This is a genomic window from Pseudomonas sp. BE134, assembly GCF_031456105.1.
Lineage (GTDB): Bacteria > Pseudomonadota > Gammaproteobacteria > Pseudomonadales > Pseudomonadaceae > Aquipseudomonas.
In genome coordinates this window covers 19,641-39,978 of record NZ_JAVDUA010000017.1, presented here as the reverse complement: position 1 = coordinate 39,978, position 20,338 = coordinate 19,641, and the positions used below count along the sequence as shown (strand labels likewise).

The following is a 20,338-nucleotide window of genomic DNA, read 5'->3' as shown; positions in this document are numbered from 1 at the left end:
CAAAGGCGACGATTGTCCGCATAAATTACCTCGCGCAGAAGAGCCGACGGCGATTAATCTTCGTGCGACAATTGCCACTCGCCTGCAACCATCCGCCAGGAGGCACCATGCCTGACCGTCCGAATCCCCACCACCCGTTGCCGTTCCGGCTCAACGCCCTGCAACTGACCGGCAGCATTGCCCTCGGTGTGTGGCTGGGATTTCTCGCCATCGCCCTGACCTGCTGGCTCGTCTCTGCACTGTTTTTCAAAGAGCAATTGGCCCCGGTAGCCGCCGCCGTGGAGCAACTGGCCAAGCCGCCGGTAGTCATCGAGCCGCCACGGCCGGATATTCCAGCGCAGAGCCCGATATTCGAACAGTACGAAGAGAACCTGCGCAAGAGCGAGCAGCAGGTACGAATGGATCAGGCCCGTGGCAGCAGTCGCAACCTGTCCAATCCAAAATGCCAGTTCTGGTTGCAGCAGGATCAAACCGCGCCGAGCGAAAAAAGCCGCGCCAATGTTTTGCAGTTCTGCGACTGATCATGAACAAACAGACCGTCCACCAATTGATCCTCGACAAACTGCGGGTCGACCTCGATATCGCCGAGCGTGCTGCGCAAACCGCTTACGAAACCGCGACCCACGAAGAAAACATCGCCGAAAACAAGTACGACACCCTGGGGCTGGAGGCTTCTTATCTGGCGGCCGGACAGGCCAGGCGCGTGGAAGAGATCAGGCAATCACTGACGCTGTGCCAGAACCTGACCTTGCGTTCATATGACGATCAGCGCGGCATTGAAGTCGGTGCATTGCTCGGCCTGGAAGACGACAAGGGGCGTGAGCAATGGCTGTTTCTGGCCCCTGATGCAGCTGGCCTGAAGGTCGATCTGGTGGGGCAATGGATTACTGTCATCACCCCCCGCTCTCCGCTGGGCAAAAGCCTGCTGGGCAAGTTCGAAGGGGATGAAGTGGAGATTTTGGTGGCGGGCGCTCGGCAACAGTTTTATGTTACCGAGGTGGTCTAGAACAAGGTGTCCTGCCTCGCGAATACGTTCCTCTTTTGACGAGTGGATGTTGTCGTCAGGCAAGGCGCCGCGACGAGTCATAGCCCGCTATGGCGAGGAGCGGCAACGCAGCATGACGGCAACAGACGCGGTCAAAAAGGAACAGTATTTGCGAGGCAGGACACCCATTAGTGCACCGGCAGTTCGACGCCGTCGAACAACTCTTCGAGTTCCTGCTTGTTGTGGCACTGAATGGCTTTGGCCATGACTTCGCGGGTCAGGTGCGGGGCAAATTTCTCGATGAAATCGCACATGAAACCGCGCAGGAAGGTGCCGCGACGGAAACCGATTTTGGTAATGCTGGACTCGAACAGCTCGCTGGCATCGAGCACTACCAGGTCGCTATCGAGCTTGGCGTCGACCGCCATTTTCGCCACGATACCCACCCCCAGGCCCAAACGAACGTAAGTTTTGATCACGTCGGCGTCGGCGGCGGTGAACACCACTTTGGGCGTCAGGCCGCGATGACTGAACGCTTCGTCGAGCTTCGATCGGCCGGTGAAACCGAACACGTAAGTGACGATCGGGTATTCGGCCAGGGCTTCGAGGGTCAGCGTCGACAGTTTGGTCAGCGGGTGACCTTGAGGCACGACTACGCAGCGATTCCAGCGGTAGCACGGCATCATTACCAGGTCGCCGAACAGTTCCAGCGCTTCGGTGGCAATGGCGAAATCCACGGTGCCGTCAGCTGCCATTTCAGCAATCTGCATCGGCGAGCCCTGGTGCATGTGCAGGGCAACGTCCGGGTATTGCTTGATGAAATTGCTGATCACCGGTGGCAACGCATAACGTGCCTGAGTGTGAGTAGTAGCGATCGACAGGGTGCCTTTTTTCTCGTTGGAGAATTCCTGGGCGATCTGCTTGATGCTTTCAACCTTGCGCAGAATCTCGCCGGCGGTGGTGATGATGCGTTCACCGGCCGGGGTCACGCGGGTCAGGTGCTTGCCGCTGCGAGCGAAAACCTCGACCCCCAATTCGTCTTCCAGCAGGCGGATCTGTTTACTGATACCCGGTTGCGAGGTGTAAAGGCTTTGGGCAGTAGCGGAAACGTTGAGGTCGTGGTGCGCCACTTCCCAGATGTAGCGCAATTGTTGAAGCTTCATATGTATCCCTCAAAGCAGGTAGACGCCACGGGCATCAGCGACGGTATATAACTATATTAATGGTTTGAAGAATAAATCTAGAACTTTTTTGTCGAATTGCCAGTATTCGTATTCTAGCGATCAACCTGCCGGCGCCGCTCCACCAGTGGCACCAGATAGACGGGCACCCGGGATAGCTGCAACACGCGTGCTGCGGTCCTGCCCAGAGGCGTTTCCGCGCCAGTACCGTGGCTATGACTTCCTACGATCAGCAAATCCACGGAGAGTTTCTCCACCTGGTCGAGAATCACCTGCGACGGATCGCCCTGAAGCACCCTCACCGCTTTAATCCGCGCCAGGTCCTGGTCCCCTTCATCCCCCAGCTCTTCACGAAAGCTGTCGAGCACCCGCTGCTCGATATTGGCAATCACCGTACTCAGGCCCTGACTGTGAAACTCGTTCAACGCCTGCTCATCGAGATAACTCTGAAGCACCGATTCGGCAAACAGCCCCATGGGCTCAACCGCGTGCACCACATACAAGTCGGCATTGAATGTCCGTGCCAAGGCCAAGGCGTGCTGCATCACCAACGGTGCATATAAGCCAAGGTCAGTGGCATACAGCATCGACTGAATCATAGGATCTCCTCGCAAGCCAAAATGGCGGAGATTTGATTCAGCTTAGCAGTGCCTTGGCGAATACGACGCTTTGCGTAACGCATTGAACCGCGGGCTTAAACCTTTTGCTCGTTGCTTATGCCGTGCGGTACGTGGCCGGTGGCGACGACTTCGCGGGCCAATTCGCAATGGCCGGCCTGATCATCGAAAAACACGTCGGCGGCAAACGCTTCGAGAAAGGCGGATTTGGTCAGGCCACCGAGAAACAGCGATTCGTCCAGACGAATGTCCCATTCGCGCAACGTACGAATCACTCGCTCATGGGCCGGCGCCGAACGCGCCGTCACCAACGCCGTGCGGATCGGGCAGGCGTCGTCGGGAAACTCACGCTGCAACAGATTGAGAGCGGCCAGGAAGCCCTTGAACGGCCCTCCGCGCAGCGGCTCGCGGGCGGCATCACGTTCGCTGGCCTGGAACGCTTCCAGACCACCGGACTGGTAGACCCGCTCCGATTCGTCGGAAAACAGCACTGCATCACCGTCAAAGGCAATCCGCAATTCATCACTGGCCGCGCGGCTGGCACCGCCCGACAGAATGGTCGCCGCCGCGAAACCGGCGTCCAGTGCACTGCGCACATCGTCGGCATGCGTCGACAGAAACAGGTCACAGCCGAAGGCCTTGAGATACGGATAGGGACTGCGCCCGCCGACAAACGCCGCACGGGAAATCGCCAGCCCGTAGTGGTGAATCGAGTTAAACACCCTCAGGCCGGTGTCGGCGCTGTTGCGCGACACCAGAATCACCTCGACCCGCGCTCGACCGAGGTCGGTATTGAGGTTCAGGAGTTTCTGCACCAGCGGGAAGGCGTCACCGGGTTCGAGGATTTCGTCCTCGTGCTCAATCTGATATTGCCGGTAGGCTTCGACGCCGCTCGACAAATACACCTTGTGGCTTTCGTTCAGGTCGAACAGCGCTCGCGAAGAAATCGCCAGCACCAGTTTGTCGTCGATAGTCTTTGCCATGTCCTTCCCCCCAGGTAGATCGGTTCACCTGTTGCGTCGATCGATGAAACCCAGACTGCGATACAAACTTTCAATCAGTGGCAATTCACACCCCGCCGCTTTGGCGGCCGCCAAGGGCCGGGCGTAAATAGCGGCCAGTTCCAGCGGTCGTTTGTGCAGGAAATCGTGGTACATGCTCGGCCAATAGTCCGGCATTTTTTCGGTCACCATGAACAGATGGTCGGCATAACCGGCCGGTATGTCGTGACCACAGGCGATAGCCCCCTGGACCACTTCGACCATCAATGCCTTGATCAGCTCCCGGCTGTCGGCATCGGCCATCAATGGCGTGGTGCTGGCCCCGAGCAGAACCGAGAGACCGTTGTACGGGACATTCCAGACCAGTTTTTGCCAACGTGCCTGGTGCAGATCCGGCATGGCCTGCGAGTCGATACCGGCACGGTGGAATAACCCGGCGCCCTCTTCGACAATTGCCACGCGTGCCGGCGCATCAACAGCGGGGCCACTGTGGTAGCCGATGTTGACTGCACCGAGCGCCTGATGGGTAATTTCCCCGGGACCGGTGCGATGGACGCAGATAAAACACAAGCCGCCCAGCAGGTGCAACGAGTCGGGGAGCAACTCGCGCAGACTGTCTTCAACGTCGAGGCCATTTTGCAGGACCAGTACCTTGGCATTCGGTGCGGCCGCCTGAATGATGGCGGGCGCCAGGTCCGCATTACTGGTGGTTTTGGCGCCGACCAGCAACCAGTCGCAAGCGGGCATGTCTTCAGCGCAGGAATAGGCCTGAACCGGGTTCAACGTCAACGCGCCATGCACCGCACTGTCGAGTTGCAACCCGCGCTCGGCCACCGCTGAAAATTCACTGCGCAACAAGAAGTGCACGTCGAAGCCGGCACGCGCCAGCATCATCCCGTAGAACCCGCCGATTGCGCCGGTTCCGATTATGCCGATTGTCGGCTTGGTGACTGTGCCCATCATGGCAACTCCTCTGCTGTTCTTTTCAACGCCCGATCGACCGCTTCATTGAGTTCGGTGCCGGTCAGACGCGATTGTAGTACCCCGAAAAACTCACCGTCGCGCACCACAAACAGCGCCGGCAAATGAAAAACCTGATAACGCTCGACCACCCCGCCATTGCTCCCGGCATCGATCCAGCACAAGCGATCGACCGTCAGATCGAGACTGGGCAATTGTTCACGGGCAAATCGGCAACCGGCACAGCCGACACTGGTGAAAATCACCAGGGATACGCCGCTCATTGCCAGTAGCCGCTGGTCGGCATCGAAATCGGTCAGTTCCAATTCGACCACTATACTTCGGGAAACAATGTCAGATGGCCGACACAGGGAGTCCGTGTTCATGGGACGTTTTATTCCTCATCCTGATGATGTGCCCGTCGAATTAACGTTACTCAAACATGAGTGCATCTCGCGCCAGCGCTTGCACACTATCAGCCTCGGGGGCATGGCTTGCAATTATCACCGGGCCTGGCGCCATGGTACGGCGCTGGAAGTGCGCATGCCGACCTTGAACCCCGACATGCGTTATCTGGGCTATGTGGCCTGGTGCCTGCGGCGCAAACGCGGCTATCTGGTGGGCATTGCGTTTGTGGACGAGCAGATGCTGTTCAGTGCCCGGATGAGTGAGCAGGTGTGCCAGATCGAACGCTACTGTCGCCTGCACGACGCGCGCGAAGACTTGCAGGAAATTCAGGCGCTGGCCCTGGAATGGGTCCAGGAGCATGCCGACGAGTTCTCTCACGACACCGTTCACAAGGCATTTGCTCAGCCTGTGCTGGATTAAACCCATTGTCGAGCAGGCGGATAACGCGCTAAGGTTCGGCTCCCCGACGCGCTTAATTTGCTGTGCTCCGCCGCGCGGGTTCGCTGGCGGCCGGCACCCGTGACCTGACGAGTAAACGATGGCTGATTTACCGATCAACGACCTAAACGTCGCCTCCAACGAGACGCTGATCACTCCTGATCAGCTCAAGTGCGATATCCCTCTGAGCGACGCCGCCCTGCGCACCGTCACCAAGGGCCGCGAAGTCATTCGCAATATCCTGGATGGCACCGACCACCGCCTGTTCGTCGTCATCGGGCCTTGCTCGATCCACGACATCAAGGCTGCCCACGAATACGCCGATCGCCTGAAGGTTCTCGCCGCTGAAGTGGCCGATACCCTGTATCTGGTCATGCGTGTGTATTTCGAGAAGCCACGCACCACCGTCGGCTGGAAAGGCTTGATCAACGACCCGTACCTGGACGACTCGTTCAAGATCCAGGATGGTCTGCACATTGGTCGTCAATTGTTGCTGGACCTGGCTGAAATGGGCCTGCCGACCGCGACCGAAGCCCTCGACCCGATCTCCCCGCAATATTTGCAGGACCTGATCAGCTGGTCGGCCATCGGTGCACGTACCACCGAATCCCAGACTCACCGCGAAATGGCTTCGGGTCTGTCCTCGGCTGTCGGCTTCAAGAACGGCACCGACGGCGGCCTGACAGTGGCGATCAACGCCCTGCAATCGGTTTCCAGCCCGCACCGCTTCCTGGGTATCAACCAGGAAGGTGGCGTCTCGATTGTCACCACCAAGGGCAACGCCTACGGCCACGTAGTGCTGCGCGGTGGCAACGGCAAGCCGAACTATGACTCGGTCAGCGTCGCGCTCTGCGAGCAAGCGCTGAACAAGGCGAAAATCAAACCGAACATCATGGTCGATTGCAGCCACGCCAACTCCAACAAGGACCCGGCCCTGCAACCGCTGGTGATGGAGAATGTGGCCAACCAGATCCTCGAAGGCAACCAGTCGATCATCGGCTTGATGGTCGAAAGTCACCTGAACTGGGGCGCCCAGGCCATCCCGAAAGACCTCGCCGACCTGCAATACGGCGTGTCGATTACCGATGCCTGCATCGATTGGTCCGCCACCGAAAACACCTTGCGCAGCATGCATGCCAAGCTCAAGGACGTACTGCCTAAACGCGATCGCACTTGATCACCGTTTAGCGCACACAAAAACGCCAGGCTTAAACCTGGCGTTTTTTTATGCGTTCTTTTTGGTCACAGCTTGGCGGCGTGCCGCTGGTGACGTTCCATGTAGCGCTCCACATAGGAGCACGATGGAATCACGGTGTAACCCATCTCGTCTGCGTACTCCAGCGCCTTCTCGGTCAAGGCAGCGGCAATGCCGCGACCACGCAATGCGTTGGGCACAAAGGTGCGATAGATATCCAGGGTCTGTTTCCCCAGATCCATATAGGTCAGGTAGGCACGATGACCGTCCACAGTGGTCTCGAACTGATGACCAGCCTGGTCATGGTGGATGGACAACGCCTCACTCATCACTACTCCTCGCGGGTCTTGAAATCTGACCCCTACCTTACCGATGTTTTTCCGGCGAAGGAACATCTACGCCACCCCGTGCCTGAATGGACGCCGAGAAGAGCTGCACCGATCTCGCGCAACCGAGCACGTACAAATAGTAGGCACCATTGGCAGAAATGCTCAAGGTGCGCTCGTCATCACGCTCAGCCAGCGGGTGCTACTCCAGGGTACGCAGGGACGGCTCGATCGACGGTCTTTACGGGTCGGTAGCCTGAACATTGCCGGATGTTGAGACATAAGACGAACCCGTTCTCTTAAAGTCACCTCTACATGGATAAAGATTATGAGAGCTGCTGCGCAAAATTCGAACAGAAGTATGGACGAATTCATCTAGCCAGACTTTAGCCAAGACTGAAAAAAACAGCCGTGAGTGTGGGGAACTTTTCCTCGTCGGTTCGCTCAGGCTCGGGCCTCGCAGCTGGATATTTTTTAAACAATGCAGTTAAAAGTTGCTCGAAAAAGAATCAACGCCTACAATTTTTTTTGCTTCTCGCTTTACGTCAGTTTACTTACGACTAGTAATGAGTAGTATGTACGCCGGCTATTTCCTCACTCTGAGGAGACAGCTAAATTAATAGAAAGTCCTTGAAGGGGAACACGATGAACAACGTTCTGAAATTCTCTGCTCTGGCCCTCGCCGCAGTTCTGGCTACCGGTTGCAGCAGCACATCGAAAGAAACCGAAGCACGTCTGACCGCTACTGAAGACGCAGCTGCTCGCTCCCAGGCTCGTGCAGACGAAGCTTACCGTAAAGCTGATGAAGCTCTGGCTGCTGCTCAAAAAGCACAACAGACTGCTGACGAAGCTAACGAGCGTGCTCTGCGCATGCTGGACAAAGCTAGCCGCAAGTAATAATCCCTCGGGATTATTATCAAGCCGACCCATTTTATGGGTCGGCTTTTTATTGCCTGATGCGTTCTTTCCGGCAATAAAAAACCCGCCGACGCGGCCTGCGTCGGCGGGTTTTTTTCACGCCTTACTGCAATGGATCGAGCGGCGCACTCGACATCATTGGCGCGGCATTGCTCGGTACGGCGATTTCCACCGGCAAACCATCTTCAGCGGCGACCACGTCGCGCACCACATCCCAATTCATGCGCAGGTTATTGGTGATGTCCTCACGCTTGAGCATCGCATTGATAACGGCGGTGTGCTTGTCGACCACCGAAGGGTTGCCCTTGTCATCCAGCGGTGTGTGCGCTTCCAGATAAACCTTGCCCCCACTGAGCCCGAACTTGTACGGGTCGTTGATGATTCGCACCGACGTCCCGACTGGCACCATGCCGGCCATTTCCAATACGTTGTTGTTGAACATGCGGAAGCAACCGTGACTGGTGCGCATACCGATTCCGAACTTCTTGTTGGAACCGTGGATCAGGTAGCCCGGTGTGCCCAATGTGAACTTGAACGGCCCCAGAGGGTTGTCCGGGCCTGCCGGCACCACATTTGGCAGCGGATCACCGTCGGCGGCGTGCTCGGCCTTGATCGATGCTGGAGGGGTCCAGGTTGGGTTCGGTGTTTTCGCAATAATGCTGGTGTGGGCAATCGGCGAGCCCCAACCTTCACGACCGATACCCAGCGGGAAGGTGTACACCACGTTCCGGCCTTTCGGGTAGTAATAGAGCCGGTATTCAGCCAGGTTGATCACGATGCCTTCACGCGGTCCCGGCGGCAGGATGAAACGTGTCGGCAGAATGATTTCGGTGCCTGCGCCCGGCAACCAGGCATCGACGCCCGGGTTGGCCGCGAGCATTTCCGTGTAGCCCAGGTCGTAAGCAGTACCAATGTCAGCGAAGGTATCTTCGTACTTGGCCTTAATCACCTGTACCTGACCGATGATGTCTTCACCGGGTGGTGGCAGGGGCAACTCCAATGCTGCAACTGGACCGGCCACACAGAGGGCGGCAAGAGACAGGAAGCGGGTGACGGCAGGAAAACGCGGCAACATCCGGAAAGTCCTTCGCAGATCGACAAGGGTAAAAGCGGGATTGTACACCGGCGCCCTTGTATTCGGGGAGTCAGCCGATAGCACGCTACCTTGTAAGCGCTAGAGCTCGAACCGCAGCTCTGGCCAGATCGGCGAGGTACCGCGTTTTTGCGATTCCAGGATGGCCCGACACAGCGAGCACAGACGCTGGTCCTGGAATACTCGACGATCGACACTCGACCAACGCGGCTGCGCCGGCAACAGGCTGCCGCACAACGTTCGGTCCGCCGAGCCGCCCAGCTCAAGCTGACGGGTGACCAGATGTACCCGCACTTCCTGGCAGGCGAACAGATCCAGCTGTTCGTCAGGCTCGATCAGTTGATAGGCAAAAAGTGACCAGGCGGGACGCGGCATCGGGGGCTCCAAATCGGGGGCGCCACCTTAGCCGAAAGCCCGCGCCTAGAAAAGCGTCATAACAGCGGTTTTAGGGTAGGCCAGACATTTTCCAGCAACTTGTCCTGAGCCCCGGCCGCCGGGTGTATGCCGTCAGCCTGCATCAAGTCCGGATGGCCGCCCACGCCATCGAGAAAAAACGGCACCAACGCAATGTTTTTCTCGTTGGCCAGTGAGCTGTAGACCTTGGCGAAGGCTTCGGTGTAACGAACGCCGTAGTTGGGTGGCAATTGCATACCCAGCAGCAGGACCTTGGCACCGCTGTCGCGGGAACTGTCGATCATCGAAGCAAGGTTTTGTTGCAAATTAGCCGGGGGCATTCCCCGCAGCCCGTCATTGCCGCCCAACTCGAGGATCACCAGTTCCGGCTTATGCTCTGCAAGCAGCGCAGGCAGGCGTGCCTGGCCTCCGGCGCTGGTGTCGCCACTGATGGATGCATTGACCACTTTATCGTCGAAACCTTCGTGTTTGAGCCGCTGCTCGAGCAGCGAGACCCACCCCAACCGGGTATCCAGTCCGAAACCCGCGCTGATACTATCGCCAACGATCAGGACAGTACCCGCCGCTGCGTTCTGGGCCATGCACATCAAGGCCAGGCCAGCACTCAAAAACCACACACGCATCGGATTCTCCATGGGCGCAAGCATTCTCACCGCGAAGAACCTCAGCAAAGTGGTACCCAGCGCGGAAGGTGAACTGACTATCCTGCACGAACTCAGCCTGGAACTGAACAAGGGAGACAGCCTTGCCATCGTCGGCGCCTCCGGTTCCGGCAAGTCCACCCTACTAGGCCTGCTCGCCGGGCTCGATCTGCCCAGCAGTGGCGAAGTCACGCTGGCCGGGCAAGGGCTGAGCACGCTCGATGAAGATCAACGGGCACGCATTCGAGCCGAGCATGTCGGTTTTGTGTTCCAGTCCTTTCAGTTGCTCGACAGCCTCAACGCCCTGGAAAACGTCATGCTGCCCCTGGAGCTCGATGGCCGTAAAGACGCCCGTGAGCGTGCCACCGAGTTACTGCAACGGGTTGGCCTGGGCCAACGCCTGACGCACTCACCACGCCAACTCTCGGGCGGTGAACAACAGCGTGTGGCGATTGCTCGAGCGTTTGCCGCAGAACCCGATGTGCTGTTCGCCGATGAACCCACCGGCAACCTCGACAGCCACACCGGCGAACGCATCAGCGATCTGTTGTTCGAACTCAACCAGGAACGCGGCACGACACTGGTGCTGGTGACTCACGACGAACGCCTGGCACATCGTTGCCGGCGCCTGATCCGCCTTGAAGCCGGCCTGTTGGTCGCCCCTCTGGAGCCTTGATGGCACGCCTGCCGCTGTTGCGTCTGTTCAGTCTTGCCATCCGCCAACTGCTGCGCGATGCCCGCGCCGGCGAATTGCGTGTGTTGTTCTTCGCCTTATTGGTGGCCGTGGCGGCGAGTACCGCCATCGGCTACTTCGGCGCCCGCCTGAACGGCGCCATGATGTTGCGCGCAACCGAATTCCTCGGTGCCGACCTGTTGCTCGAAGGCAGCTCACCGGCACGGCCCGAACAGATCAAAAGCGGCGTGGAGCTGGGGCTCGAACACGCACAAGTGGTGGAGTTCTCCAGCGTCATCGCCACCGACAATGGTATTCAGCTGTCCAGCATCAAAGCTGCGGATGAGGTTTACCCCCTGCGCGGCGAACTGAAAAGTGCCCCGGCGCCCTTCGCCCCGCAAGTACCTGGCGGCGGACCGAAACCCGGCGAAGCCTGGGTTGAGGCGCGACTGCTGACAGCGCTGGATCTGAAGATCGGCGACAGCATCGACGTCGGCATGAAAACCCTGAAACTGGCACGCGTGCTGACCTACGAACCCGACCGGGCTGGCAACTTCTACAGCCTGACACCCCGGGTGCTGATCAACCTCAGCGACCTTGCCGCCACCGGTGTGGTGCAACCGGGTAGCCGGGTCAGCTACCGCGAACTCTGGCGCGGTAAAGCCGAGGCGCTGGAAACCTATCGCCAACTGATCAAGCCTGGCCTGGCCGCCAACCAGCGCCTGCAGGATGCCCGCGACGGCAACCGACAAATTGGCGGTGCGCTGGGCAAGGCTGAGCGTTACCTCAACATGGCAAGCCTGGTAGCGGTTCTGCTGTCCGGCGTGGCAGTGGCGCTGTCGGCCACGCGCTTCGCCACGCGCCGATTCGATGCCAGCGCATTGTTGCGCTGCCTGGGTCTTTCACGCCGGGAAACCATGGTGCTGTTCAGTTTGCAGTTGACGGTACTCGGCCTGCTCGCCAGCCTCAGTGGCGCCTTCATCGGTTGGCTGGCGCAGCTTGGGCTGTTTGCGTTGCTGCATGATTTGTTGCCGACCGATGTGCCGCCAGGTGGTCTGCTGCCGGCCATCGCCGGGATCGGCACCGGGCTGGTTGCACTGGCCGGATTCGCCCTGCCACCGCTGGCCGCACTCGGTCGCGTGCCACCGCTGCGGGTATTGCGTCGGGACATGCTGCCGATTCCTTCCAGCACCTGGATGGTCTATGGCGCCGCCCTGGGCGCCCTCGGCCTGATCATGTGGCGCCTGAGCCTCGACCTGGTGTTGACCTTCGCCCTGCTCGGCGGCGGCGTGATCGCCGCGCTGGTACTCGGTGGCTTGCTCTTGCTGCTGCTGAAAAGCCTGCGCCGGATGCTGGCCCGCGCTTCGCTGCCCTGGCGCCTAGGGCTGGGCCAATTGCTGCGCCATCCGTTGGCGGCAGCAGGACAAGCCTTGGCCTTCGGCCTGATTCTTCTGTCCATGGCGCTGATCGCGCTGCTGAGGGGCGAGCTGCTGGACACCTGGCAGAACCAGTTGCCGAAAAACGCGCCGAATTACTTTGCGCTGAACATCCTGCCGGCGGACAAACTGGCCTTTACGGATCGCCTGATCCAACTGTCAGCACAGTCCGCGCCGCTTTATCCGGTGGTGCCGGGTCGACTGATCAGCATCAACGGCGAGCCAGTGCGGGACATCGTCAGCAAGGATTCGGCCGGTGATCGAGCGATCCAGCGCGACCTGAGCCTGACCTGGGCGGCGGACTTGCCGGCGGGGAACAAGATCACAGCGGGCAACTGGTGGACCGAACAGACACCCGAAGAGGTTCCCGGTGTTTCGGTTGAAGGCAAAGTGGCCGAAAGCCTCAAGCTCAAGCTCGGCGATCACATGGTGTTCAGCGTGGGCGGGGTCAATCGTGAAGCGACAGTCACCAGCTTGCGAGACATCAACTGGGACAACTTCCAGCCGAACTTCTTCATGATCTTCCAGCCAGGTACCTTGAAGGATTTGCCAGCGACTTACCTGACCAGTTTCTATCTGGCGGCCGGTCATGATCAGCAGATTGTCGACCTGTCGCGAAGCTTCCCGGCGGTGACTATTCTGCAAGTCGAAGCCTTGCTGGAACAGCTGCGCAGCATCCTCGCCCAAGTCACGCTGGCGGTGGAGTATGTACTGTTGTTTGTACTGGCAGCGGGGATGGCGGTGTTGTTTTCCGGCTTGCAGGCGACGCTCGATGAACGCATTCGCCAAGGCGCCCTGTTGCGAGCGCTGGGGGCCGAACGGAAGTTGCTGGTGAAGGCCCGACGCATCGAATTCGGGTTACTCGGCGCGGTCAGCGGTTTGTTGGCGGCACTGGGCTCGGAATTGGTGAGCCTGGTGCTTTACCGCTACGCCTTTGACCTGCCGTGGCATCCGCATCCGTGGTTGCTGGTGTTGCCAGTGATCGGCGCGGTGCTGATTGGCGGCGCCGGCGTGTTCGGTACTCGTCGTGCATTGAACGCCAGCCCACTGACAGTGTTGCGCGAGGGTTGATAGACTCGAACCCTCTCCATCACAAGAAGTTGCCATGAGCCGTTATCGCCCTCCCCGCCCCGCTGGCACCGCGCTGATCACCCCCGAAGGTGAAGCGCGGATGCGGGCCGAGTTTCATGAGCTTTGGCATGTACGGCGACCGCAAGTGACACAGTCGGTGAGCGAGGCTGCGGCTCAGGGTGATCGTTCCGAGAACGCGGAATACACCTACGGCAAAAAAATGCTGCGTGAGATCGACAGCCGGGTGCGCTTTCTCACCAAGCGGCTGGAAGCGCTCAAAGTGGTCAGCGAAAAGCCCAGCGATTCTAACAAGGTCTATTTTGGCGCCTGGGTCACGATCGAAGACGAGGACGGCAAAGAGTCGCGCTATCGCATTGTCGGGCCGGATGAGCTGGACCTGAAACTTGGGCTGATCAGCATCGACTCACCGCTCGCCCGCGCGCTGATTGGCAAGGCGCTGGACGCAGAAGTTCGCGTCCAGACACCGACCGGTGAGCAATGCGTGTATATCGTGGCGATTGAGTACCTTTGAACCTCAGCGGCGGGTGATCAGGCCTTGTCGGGCAACGCGGGTCAACTGCCTGATCATTTCCGGCGCGTCTTCAAGGCTGGGTGATTGAATCACCGCCAGATCAAAACTGTCACTGGCAAATCGAGCCAGCGATTCGCCGTCTTCGACAAACTGGATCAGGAACGCAGCAGGCCCGCCGGTACGTCGTGGCCAGCCATCGAGATAACGCAGAAGCGTTGGCTGATGTTGACCGCCAAGCAGGATTTTTGGATTGCGCTGGGTGAGATGTGCCGTGATCGGCGCGGGACGTACTGTAGGGCTAAGTGCGTTCATCGAGTCGTGTCTCTGCCTCAAAAGTCTGCATGGCAGGTGAGAGGCAACACCGAACCAGCGCTTTAGCGGTATTTCGAAGCCTGTTTCAAGCTTCTATCGGCAACTGACTGAGTCACCTGGCGCCCCGCAAGTAGCTGTTTAAATCGGCGCATGGGCAACATCCTAGAGAAGCTGACCGGACAGTGTCAAGAATGACGCTCAACAAAAAAGGCCTGCGCAATGCAGGCCTTATCCTTGTGCCAGAGCGGTCAGTCGCTGATGGCGTGGTCCACCGAAAACTTGCCGGCACCTTCGATCAATACCGCGACGCTGCCACCGAGCAAGGCCAGGGCAAATTCATACCCGTTGTTGGCCATGAACAGGCCGTTATGGATATGCACCGAAAAAATGGCGACCAGCGAGAGGAAGGTCAACCCCAGTGCTGCCGGACGTACCAGCAGTCCGATGATCAGCGCCAGGCCGCCGAAGAACTCGGTGCCACCGGCCAGGATCGCCATCAGCTGACCCGGCGCCAGGCCCAGGCTTTCCATGTACTGCGCAGTGCCGGCAATGCCGTAACCACCAAACATGCCGAAAAGTTTCTGTGCGCCGTGAGCTGCGAAGATGATCCCGACGACGATGCGTATGGCGGTCAGGCCGAAACCGGCGCGGGTAAACAGTACCTTGTTGATCAGTGAGCTCATGCTGTGTCATCCATTGTGAGAGTGTGTTCGTTGGGCGCCATCTTAATCGACAAAACAAATGTTAAAAGCGCATTAATTGCGACTTAACAATCAGTTTAGTTGATCATTTACGAGAGACAACGTTTTGTCCCTGGGGCTCCAGCGACTCCCTCTCACGATCGAATGCCAGGTAATACTTGTTCACGCTATTAACATAGCTGACGGGGGCCATACCCACCTGCTCCAAGGCAATGCGCTCGACCTGGAAGAACCATTGATTGGGGTTCAGGCCCCGCCGCCGGGCTTCGGTGCGCATGCCTTGAACCCGCTCCGGGCCTATGTTGTAAGCGGCCAGCACAAAGGCCATGCGCTCTCGCTCGTTGAGTTTGGGGCTGGCGAAGAACTTGCGGCGGATCAAGGCCAAGTACTTGGCCCCGGCCTGGACATTGGCGTCGAGGTCCTGAATGTTATTGACCCCCACTCGCTGGGCGGCAGACGGGGTGATTTGCATCAGCCCTGTGGGGCCAGCACTGTTGCGGACATTGGGTTGCAGACCCGACTCCTTGAACGCCAGCGCCGCCAGATTCAACCAGTCCATGCCTTGGGCATCGGCATGTTTTTGCAGTACCGGACGAAGTTTTTCCAGACGCTGGCGGTCGGCCTTGGCCAGTGGATAATGCACTTGGTACAGCCGCCGATAGATCCGCAGAAACGCTACGTCCTGGTCCGACGGTTTCTTGTACGTCGTCAGAAAACGATCAATGCTCGCCCGCAGCATCGACGCATCGCGGCGCACAAACCAGAACTCTTCGCCCGGCTCGCTGATCTGCACCTGCTTGTCGAAGCGCAATTTAGGCAAGATCTTGCCCCAGCGCTCGGCGATCGGTTGCTCGACAATGGTCAGGTGGAAGATCCCGCCCTGAACCATTTCCAGCACGTCTTCCACAGCAAGACTGGGATCGACCCACTCGATCGTTATCGGTGCCAATTTGTGCAGCGCCAGTTTTGAATTGATCTGGCTCACCGCATCCCCGGCCGCACTGCCGTTGGGCAGCGCCAGGGTCTTGCCCGAGAGTTGTTCAACGCGGGTGTAACGACGCTCACCTTTGATTCCCACCAGCACCAACGGGACATTTCTGCTGATCGGTTCACTGCTGCTGACCGCGTAACCTGGCTGCAAATCAAGCAACTCCCCGGGTGCGACCAGATCACCCTCCCCGCGCTGCAAGGCACCGAGCAGTTGATCCTTGGCTTTGGGAATGATCTTGAGGCTGATTTCCTGACCGTCACGGGCGTGGCCGTTGAGGTATTGCTCGAAGGCGCGCAAGCGGTGGTATTCGACACCGATGGCCTGGCCCTGGACTTCGCCGGAGCTGTTGCGGCTCTGGTTGACCAGCACCCGCAATACCCGGCTGCTGCGAATCTCCGCAAGGTCGCGCACCTTGGCCGCCGGCACGGCTTGCAGCGGCCCGGCCAGACGCGCGACCGCCGGCATCGGCAGCAGCAACGAACAGCACAGCAGTAGCAATATCGAGGGACGTATCATCCACTCTCCGGAAAGAATACTGGGCCGACTTCAAAAAAAATCGATGAAATCGAACGACAGAAACAGAGCGCCATGAGCGCTGGCAAAGTGCGAAAGACTGGCACAACGATGGCACACTGACCACCCTGCCCTGTCTCGCGGCATCAAGAGACAGCTTTAACTCGTTGTAGTTCTTGGCTTTTCTTATAAATCTACAGCTCTGATATGCTTTCCGGCCTTTGGTCTGAGGTAGCACCATGCAACTCATCGATATCGGCGTCAACCTGACCAACCCCAGTTTTGCCGACAAACACCAGGCCGTACTCGACCGCGCCTATGCCGCGGGAGTCTGCCAATTGGTCCTGACCGGCACCAATGTCGAGGGCAGTGAACAGGCTCTTGAACTGTGCCGACAACTGGACGAAACCGCTCAACGGCTGTTCGCCACGGCCGGCATTCACCCCCATGCGGCGAGCGACTGGAACGCTGACAGCGCACAGCGTTTGCGCAGCTTGCTCAAGGAGCCGAACGTGGTGGCCGTGGGTGAGTGCGGGCTGGATTTCAATCGCGACTTCTCGCCACGCCCACAGCAGGAAAAGGTCCTGGAAGAGCATCTGGCGTTGGCGGTCGACTTGCAGTTGCCGGTGTTCCTGCATGAGCGCGATGCCAGTCAACGACTGCTGGAAATCCTGCGTGATTACCGGGATCAATTGCCAGCCGTCGTGGTGCATTGCTTCACCGGCGAAAAGAAAGCCCTGTTCAGCTACCTGGATCTGGATCTGCACATCGGTATTACCGGCTGGATTTGCGACGAGCGCCGGGGCACGCACCTGCATCCGCTGGTGAAGGAGATCAAACGGGGTCGGCTGATGCTGGAAAGCGATGCGCCGTATCTGTTGCCACGCAGTTTGCGACCCAAACCAAAAAACGGTCGCAACGAACCGGCGTATTTGACTGAAGTGTTGCGGGAAGTGGCGTTGCATCGTGGCGAGACGATGGAAGATCTGGCTGATCACACCACTGCTTGTGCGCGAGCGTTCTACGATCTGCCTTCAATCCCCCAGTAATCACCGATCCTCTGTGAGTGAGACCGGCTTGCCGGCGATAGCGGTCTGTCTGATACATCAATGTTGCAGGTGCTGACGCTATCGCGAGCAAGCCCGCTCCCACATTTTGACCGCGTTCTTACAGGTGAATGCGATCAATTGTGGGAGCGGGCTTGCTCGCGATAGCGTCAGCCCGGGCAACATCAATCCCGACCTATCACCTTCATAGCCAACCTCGATTCGCTGCCCGCCCTCACCCCGCCTATTCTTCAATCATGAGGTCAACCCTGATTGAGGAGTTACAACATGGGCAAACGACATCCCAACCTGCCCGCCTGGCAATGGCGAGCGTACCCGAACAATCATCAGCACCCGACCAACCTGGTGCTGCACCTGATTGCCGTGCCGCTGTTCATCGTGGCGTTTCTACTGATTGTTTCCGGAGTGTTCAGCCTGAACCTGGTGAACATCGCCATCGGCGTGGTCGGCCTGCTCGCGGCGCTGGGTCTGCAACGTCACGGTCACCGCCTGGAGGAGCAAGCCTCCGAGCCGTTCAGCGATCGCAAAGATGCAGTGTCACGCTTGCTGGTCGAGCAGTTCCTGACGTTCCCGCGGTTTTTCTTGAGCGGCGGCTGGTGGCGCGCCTGGCGTGAGCGCCACCGTCGCCACTGATCAGGCGAAAATCGTTACCGTCTGCCGGCTGATGGCGATCAGCTGCCCGTCCGCGCTCCACAACTTCGCGGCCGCATGACCGTAGCCGTCGGCCCCATGCTCGGTTTCCACCCGGTATTTGCACCAGTCCAGCGTGCTTGATTCCAGCATCGGCTGGACAAACTCGATGGTCCAGGTCAGCGTGCTGCCCATCGCCGTTTTTTTCAGGTGCGGCAACAAGGACGGTGGCCAGGCGTCCACCAGCGCAAGGATATGCGACTCGGTGACGGCCTCTTCCTTCACGTCCCCACGCAAACGCACCCAACCGCCCATCTCGCGAGAGTTGTTGCCGGTAAACGGCATGCCACCGACGGCCCAGCGCATCGCCAGATGCTGCATGAACTCAGGTATCACACCCGGGATGAAGGGCAGCTCATGGCACTCGTCCCAGTGCTTCATCTCAGGTGCGGACTCGGCCCTCACCGACACTTCCGAGGGCCGTGACGCACCGAAGCTTCCCTGGATCAATGTCACCACTTGTCCCTTCTGCATTGCCCGGCCCAGCACCTGGCTAACGGCTTTGCCTTCGCGCAACACCTCGACTTCAAAGCTGACAGGCACTTCAGGCTCGACCGGGCCGACAAAGGTGATTGCCAGCGAACGCACTGGCCGGTCTGCCGGGACTTTTGCGCGCATGGCTTCGTATTGCAACGCTGCTACCAGGCCACCAAAACTGGCACGCCCCTGCGCCCATCCTGCCGGAATAGACAGCTCCAGCGGTTGCCGGCGGACGGCATCGAGCAGATCGCAAAAGCGCATGAAAACCTCAGAGACGGAAAATAGTAGAGAGGGATCTTAACCAGCCAGCGACATTGATACAGCACTTATTCCGGCCAAAAGTACTGACAGAAGAGCCGCACCCGCTTTGGAATACGAATCCTCATCCAACACAAAATAAATGTGGGAGCGGCGGTGCGACGATTCGACTTGCTCGCGAAGGCGGTGTGCCAGCCTACAAAGATGTCGACTAATACACCGCCCTCGCGAGCAAGCCCGCTCCCACATTTGATCTGTGGTGATTTCAGGATTTGAAGCAAGTGGCGCTGAGTTTTTCGAGAACGCGGTCAGCGCGGCTTTCGGCATCGGCCAACGTGGTTTTCCAGACGGCAACACAAGGCAGCAAATCAGGCTCTTCCACAGCCCTGGCCAGCCATTGCCAACTGTCGTGCCAATCACCCAAAGCGCTCTGAGCCGCTTTCAATCGGGCCAAGGCGGCCTGCGGCAAACGGTCCAGCTCGGGATAGGCTTCGATGCCATAGCGCACACGCTTGATCAGCAGGCGCAAACGGTGTCGGTCGTGGGCCGGATCGTGCAGCGCACCGTCCAGTTTCTTCCACTGTTTGCCCAGGCGTTTTTCAATGCGCTTGCGCAAGCCTTTGAGTAATCCCTGACGCTGGGAAGCGCGTAAAAAACGCGGAAAGGCATCGAAGATCATCATCAACTGCGCCAGCTCAGGACTCGCCGCCACCGCCGGGTACGCCTGAGCCATCTGCGCCATGCGCCAATGCGCGGCTTCGGGTTGACCGTGCTCCAGTAAATACGCAGCCAGCACTTCGCGATCACGTAACGGCGTGGTCAGTTCGCCGACCCGGGCCGCCGCTACTTTGACCTGCTCGACGCCTGGCAGGCCACGCAAGGGTCGCAACAGGCTGCGCAAACGCCGAACCGTGGTGCGCAGCTCGTGCAATGCCTCAGGGTCAGTGCGGGCACTCAAACGTGCCTGACAGGCCAACAAGCGGACTTCAAGGCCCAGAACATGAGCCACCAACCGATCAACCAAATCAGACATCGTTTGCTCCCTGAATCGAGTGTCCCTGGCACCTACAAGATGCTTCAACGGCCGGCACGAGACTCACGAATATAGAAGCGCGCTTTCTCGGCCTTGCTGGTGCAGCCTTCGTAAGCTTCGAATTGTTGCTGGGTCTTGGCGCCGGTCAGCAACGACAAGGCTTTGGAGTAACTGACAGTCCCGGCGAAACCTTCGGCCTTGGCCAAATCTAGCTCACGCCACGCGGCGTCAATCTGGCTACCGCAACTCTCACGATAGGCCGTTTTGCCGGCACAACCGGCGAGCGCCAGAGCCATCAAAGGTACGCAAATCCAGGCTTTCATCAATACCACCTCAAGTCAGGTCAACAATCATGCAGGTAAGACGGCCCGGCGTGAGAAAAGTGCCTTGGCCGCACTAAGCAA

The 20,338-nt window shown here is 58.9% G+C and carries 25 protein-coding genes; 10 read left to right on the top strand and 15 right to left on the bottom strand.

Annotated elements, in window-relative coordinates:
* Positions 1–107 precede the first annotated feature (107 nt).
* Positions 108–521: a hypothetical protein gene (locus tag J2Y56_RS15570; protein ID WP_007943630.1), complete on the top strand. Its 414-nt coding sequence runs from the start codon at positions 108–110 to the stop codon at positions 519–521.
* Positions 522–523: 2 nt separating this feature from the next.
* Positions 524–1,006 (top strand): GreA/GreB family elongation factor, encoded by a 483-nt coding sequence (locus J2Y56_RS15565; protein WP_310351190.1) that lies wholly within the window; start codon positions 524–526, stop codon positions 1,004–1,006.
* A 167-nt stretch (positions 1,007–1,173) separates the two neighbouring features.
* On the opposite strand, the gene cysB is transcribed toward J2Y56_RS15565, so the two are convergent.
* The 5 genes from cysB to J2Y56_RS15540 form a co-directional block, all read right to left on the bottom strand.
* Positions 1,174–2,148 (bottom strand): HTH-type transcriptional regulator CysB, encoded by a 975-nt coding sequence (gene cysB, locus J2Y56_RS15560; protein ID WP_007943628.1) that lies wholly within the window; start codon positions 2,146–2,148, stop codon positions 1,174–1,176.
* A gap of 113 nt (positions 2,149–2,261) precedes the next feature.
* On the bottom strand, positions 2,262–2,765 hold the full coding sequence (locus J2Y56_RS15555) for a universal stress protein (protein WP_310351188.1): 504 nt from the start codon (positions 2,763–2,765) through the stop codon (positions 2,262–2,264).
* A gap of 95 nt (positions 2,766–2,860) precedes the next feature.
* Positions 2,861–3,766 (bottom strand): 5'-nucleotidase, encoded by a 906-nt coding sequence (locus J2Y56_RS15550; RefSeq protein WP_310351186.1) that lies wholly within the window; start codon positions 3,764–3,766, stop codon positions 2,861–2,863.
* Positions 3,767–3,790: 24 nt separating this feature from the next.
* Complete coding sequence (locus J2Y56_RS15545) at positions 3,791–4,747, bottom strand: putative 2-dehydropantoate 2-reductase (RefSeq protein ID WP_310351185.1); 957 nt, start codon at positions 4,745–4,747, stop codon at positions 3,791–3,793.
* On the bottom strand, positions 4,744–5,130 hold the full coding sequence (locus tag J2Y56_RS15540) for a co-chaperone YbbN (protein WP_033048860.1): 387 nt from the start codon (positions 5,128–5,130) through the stop codon (positions 4,744–4,746). Before J2Y56_RS15540 ends, J2Y56_RS15545 begins: the two co-directional genes overlap by 4 nt.
* Here J2Y56_RS15540 and J2Y56_RS15535 point away from each other — a divergent pair.
* Together J2Y56_RS15535 and J2Y56_RS15530 are read left to right on the top strand one after the other, a co-directional pair.
* Positions 5,129–5,572 carry a PilZ domain-containing protein gene (locus J2Y56_RS15535; RefSeq protein ID WP_007943623.1) on the top strand — a complete coding sequence of 148 codons (444 nt, stop codon included), beginning with the start codon at positions 5,129–5,131 and terminating at the stop codon, positions 5,570–5,572. The genes J2Y56_RS15540 and J2Y56_RS15535 overlap by 2 nt on opposite strands.
* Before the next feature lie 118 nt (positions 5,573–5,690).
* Positions 5,691–6,767: a 3-deoxy-7-phosphoheptulonate synthase gene (locus tag J2Y56_RS15530; protein ID WP_007943622.1), complete on the top strand. Its 1,077-nt coding sequence runs from the start codon at positions 5,691–5,693 to the stop codon at positions 6,765–6,767.
* 65 nt (positions 6,768–6,832) lie between these two features.
* Here the strand turns inward: J2Y56_RS15530 and J2Y56_RS15525 are convergent, their stop codons facing one another.
* Entirely contained in the window at positions 6,833–7,114 is a 282-nt protein-coding gene (locus J2Y56_RS15525; RefSeq protein ID WP_007943621.1) for a GNAT family N-acetyltransferase, read from the bottom strand.
* 642 nt (positions 7,115–7,756) lie between these two features.
* Between J2Y56_RS15525 and oprI the strand changes: the two genes are divergently transcribed.
* Positions 7,757–8,008, top strand: coding sequence for an outer membrane lipoprotei OprI (gene oprI / locus J2Y56_RS15520; protein WP_007943620.1), 252 nt, complete (start codon positions 7,757–7,759; stop codon positions 8,006–8,008).
* A 124-nt stretch (positions 8,009–8,132) separates the two neighbouring features.
* Here oprI and J2Y56_RS15515 read toward each other — a convergent pair whose 3' ends face one another.
* The 3 genes from J2Y56_RS15515 to J2Y56_RS15505 all read right to left on the bottom strand — a co-directional run bounded on the left by J2Y56_RS15515 (position 8,133) and on the right by J2Y56_RS15505 (position 10,159).
* Positions 8,133–9,104: a L,D-transpeptidase family protein gene (locus tag J2Y56_RS15515; protein WP_007943618.1), complete on the bottom strand. Its 972-nt coding sequence runs from the start codon at positions 9,102–9,104 to the stop codon at positions 8,133–8,135.
* Between the two features lie 99 nt (positions 9,105–9,203).
* On the bottom strand, positions 9,204–9,497 hold the full coding sequence (locus tag J2Y56_RS15510) for a hypothetical protein (protein ID WP_003226812.1): 294 nt from the start codon (positions 9,495–9,497) through the stop codon (positions 9,204–9,206).
* Positions 9,498–9,553: 56 nt separating this feature from the next.
* Entirely contained in the window at positions 9,554–10,159 is a 606-nt protein-coding gene (locus tag J2Y56_RS15505; RefSeq protein ID WP_150780689.1) for an arylesterase, read from the bottom strand.
* Positions 10,160–10,169: 10 nt separating this feature from the next.
* Here J2Y56_RS15505 and J2Y56_RS15500 point away from each other — a divergent pair, with 10 nt between their 5' ends.
* Genes J2Y56_RS15500 through greB form a run of 3 tightly spaced genes read left to right on the top strand, consistent with a single transcriptional unit; the run spans position 10,170 to position 13,889 of the window.
* A complete protein-coding gene (locus J2Y56_RS15500; RefSeq protein ID WP_007943616.1) occupies positions 10,170–10,853 on the top strand; it encodes an ABC transporter ATP-binding protein in 684 nt (227 codons plus the stop codon).
* Complete coding sequence (locus J2Y56_RS15495) at positions 10,853–13,357, top strand: ABC transporter permease (protein WP_310351177.1); 2,505 nt, start codon at positions 10,853–10,855, stop codon at positions 13,355–13,357. The genes J2Y56_RS15500 and J2Y56_RS15495 overlap by 1 nt, the downstream gene beginning before the upstream one ends.
* 34 nt (positions 13,358–13,391) lie before the next feature.
* Entirely contained in the window at positions 13,392–13,889 is a 498-nt protein-coding gene (greB, locus tag J2Y56_RS15490; protein WP_310351174.1) for a transcription elongation factor GreB, read from the top strand.
* A 3-nt stretch (positions 13,890–13,892) separates the two neighbouring features.
* Here greB and J2Y56_RS15485 read toward each other — a convergent pair whose 3' ends face one another.
* The 3 genes from J2Y56_RS15485 to J2Y56_RS15475 form a co-directional block, all read right to left on the bottom strand.
* Positions 13,893–14,201, bottom strand: coding sequence for a hypothetical protein (locus tag J2Y56_RS15485; protein WP_007943613.1), 309 nt, complete (start codon positions 14,199–14,201; stop codon positions 13,893–13,895).
* Positions 14,202–14,449: 248 nt separating this feature from the next.
* Positions 14,450–14,884, bottom strand: a complete 435-nt coding sequence (locus tag J2Y56_RS15480) for a DoxX family protein (RefSeq protein WP_310351171.1) — start codon at positions 14,882–14,884, stop codon at positions 14,450–14,452.
* A gap of 103 nt (positions 14,885–14,987) precedes the next feature.
* Complete coding sequence (locus J2Y56_RS15475; protein WP_310351169.1) at positions 14,988–16,409, bottom strand: transglycosylase SLT domain-containing protein; 1,422 nt, start codon at positions 16,407–16,409, stop codon at positions 14,988–14,990.
* Positions 16,410–16,645: 236 nt separating this feature from the next.
* Between J2Y56_RS15475 and J2Y56_RS15470 the strand changes: the two genes are divergently transcribed.
* Both J2Y56_RS15470 and J2Y56_RS15465 read left to right on the top strand, forming a co-directional pair.
* Positions 16,646–17,455, top strand: a complete 810-nt coding sequence (locus tag J2Y56_RS15470; protein WP_007943610.1) for a TatD family hydrolase — start codon at positions 16,646–16,648, stop codon at positions 17,453–17,455.
* A 285-nt stretch (positions 17,456–17,740) separates the two neighbouring features.
* On the top strand, positions 17,741–18,106 hold the full coding sequence (locus tag J2Y56_RS15465) for an Mpo1-like protein (RefSeq protein WP_007943608.1): 366 nt from the start codon (positions 17,741–17,743) through the stop codon (positions 18,104–18,106).
* Here J2Y56_RS15465 and J2Y56_RS15460 read toward each other — a convergent pair whose 3' ends face one another.
* The 3 genes from J2Y56_RS15460 to J2Y56_RS15450 all read right to left on the bottom strand — a co-directional run bounded on the left by J2Y56_RS15460 (position 18,107) and on the right by J2Y56_RS15450 (position 20,257).
* Complete coding sequence (locus J2Y56_RS15460; protein WP_310351165.1) at positions 18,107–18,904, bottom strand: thioesterase family protein; 798 nt, start codon at positions 18,902–18,904, stop codon at positions 18,107–18,109.
* A gap of 262 nt (positions 18,905–19,166) precedes the next feature.
* Positions 19,167–19,934 carry a CHAD domain-containing protein gene (locus tag J2Y56_RS15455; RefSeq protein ID WP_310351164.1) on the bottom strand — a complete coding sequence of 256 codons (768 nt, stop codon included), beginning with the start codon at positions 19,932–19,934 and terminating at the stop codon, positions 19,167–19,169.
* A 44-nt stretch (positions 19,935–19,978) separates the two neighbouring features.
* Positions 19,979–20,257, bottom strand: a complete 279-nt coding sequence (locus tag J2Y56_RS15450) for a hypothetical protein (protein ID WP_007943603.1) — start codon at positions 20,255–20,257, stop codon at positions 19,979–19,981.
* Positions 20,258–20,338: the final 81 nt, after the last annotated feature.

Coding starts and splice junctions, on each gene's coding strand:
- J2Y56_RS15570 (WP_007943630.1), top strand. CDS start 108: ATGCCTGACCGTCCGAATCCCCACCACCCGTTGCCGTTCCGGCTCAAC.
- J2Y56_RS15565 (WP_310351190.1), top strand. CDS start 524: ATGAACAAACAGACCGTCCACCAATTGATCCTCGACAAACTGCGGGTC.
- cysB (WP_007943628.1), bottom strand. CDS start 2,148: ATGAAGCTTCAACAATTGCGCTACATCTGGGAAGTGGCGCACCACGAC.
- J2Y56_RS15555 (WP_310351188.1), bottom strand. CDS start 2,765: ATGATTCAGTCGATGCTGTATGCCACTGACCTTGGCTTATATGCACCG.
- J2Y56_RS15550 (WP_310351186.1), bottom strand. CDS start 3,766: ATGGCAAAGACTATCGACGACAAACTGGTGCTGGCGATTTCTTCGCGA.
- J2Y56_RS15545 (WP_310351185.1), bottom strand. CDS start 4,747: ATGATGGGCACAGTCACCAAGCCGACAATCGGCATAATCGGAACCGGC.
- J2Y56_RS15535 (WP_007943623.1), top strand. CDS start 5,129: ATGGGACGTTTTATTCCTCATCCTGATGATGTGCCCGTCGAATTAACG.
- J2Y56_RS15540 (WP_033048860.1), bottom strand. CDS start 5,130: ATGAACACGGACTCCCTGTGTCGGCCATCTGACATTGTTTCCCGAAGT.
- J2Y56_RS15530 (WP_007943622.1), top strand. CDS start 5,691: ATGGCTGATTTACCGATCAACGACCTAAACGTCGCCTCCAACGAGACG.
- J2Y56_RS15525 (WP_007943621.1), bottom strand. CDS start 7,114: ATGAGTGAGGCGTTGTCCATCCACCATGACCAGGCTGGTCATCAGTTC.
- oprI (WP_007943620.1), top strand. CDS start 7,757: ATGAACAACGTTCTGAAATTCTCTGCTCTGGCCCTCGCCGCAGTTCTG.
- J2Y56_RS15515 (WP_007943618.1), bottom strand. CDS start 9,104: ATGTTGCCGCGTTTTCCTGCCGTCACCCGCTTCCTGTCTCTTGCCGCC.
- J2Y56_RS15510 (WP_003226812.1), bottom strand. CDS start 9,497: ATGCCGCGTCCCGCCTGGTCACTTTTTGCCTATCAACTGATCGAGCCT.
- J2Y56_RS15505 (WP_150780689.1), bottom strand. CDS start 10,159: ATGCGTGTGTGGTTTTTGAGTGCTGGCCTGGCCTTGATGTGCATGGCC.
- J2Y56_RS15500 (WP_007943616.1), top strand. CDS start 10,170: ATGGGCGCAAGCATTCTCACCGCGAAGAACCTCAGCAAAGTGGTACCC.
- J2Y56_RS15495 (WP_310351177.1), top strand. CDS start 10,853: ATGGCACGCCTGCCGCTGTTGCGTCTGTTCAGTCTTGCCATCCGCCAA.
- greB (WP_310351174.1), top strand. CDS start 13,392: ATGAGCCGTTATCGCCCTCCCCGCCCCGCTGGCACCGCGCTGATCACC.
- J2Y56_RS15485 (WP_007943613.1), bottom strand. CDS start 14,201: ATGAACGCACTTAGCCCTACAGTACGTCCCGCGCCGATCACGGCACAT.
- J2Y56_RS15480 (WP_310351171.1), bottom strand. CDS start 14,884: ATGAGCTCACTGATCAACAAGGTACTGTTTACCCGCGCCGGTTTCGGC.
- J2Y56_RS15475 (WP_310351169.1), bottom strand. CDS start 16,409: ATGATACGTCCCTCGATATTGCTACTGCTGTGCTGTTCGTTGCTGCTG.
- J2Y56_RS15470 (WP_007943610.1), top strand. CDS start 16,646: ATGCAACTCATCGATATCGGCGTCAACCTGACCAACCCCAGTTTTGCC.
- J2Y56_RS15465 (WP_007943608.1), top strand. CDS start 17,741: ATGGGCAAACGACATCCCAACCTGCCCGCCTGGCAATGGCGAGCGTAC.
- J2Y56_RS15460 (WP_310351165.1), bottom strand. CDS start 18,904: ATGCGCTTTTGCGATCTGCTCGATGCCGTCCGCCGGCAACCGCTGGAG.
- J2Y56_RS15455 (WP_310351164.1), bottom strand. CDS start 19,934: ATGTCTGATTTGGTTGATCGGTTGGTGGCTCATGTTCTGGGCCTTGAA.
- J2Y56_RS15450 (WP_007943603.1), bottom strand. CDS start 20,257: ATGAAAGCCTGGATTTGCGTACCTTTGATGGCTCTGGCGCTCGCCGGT.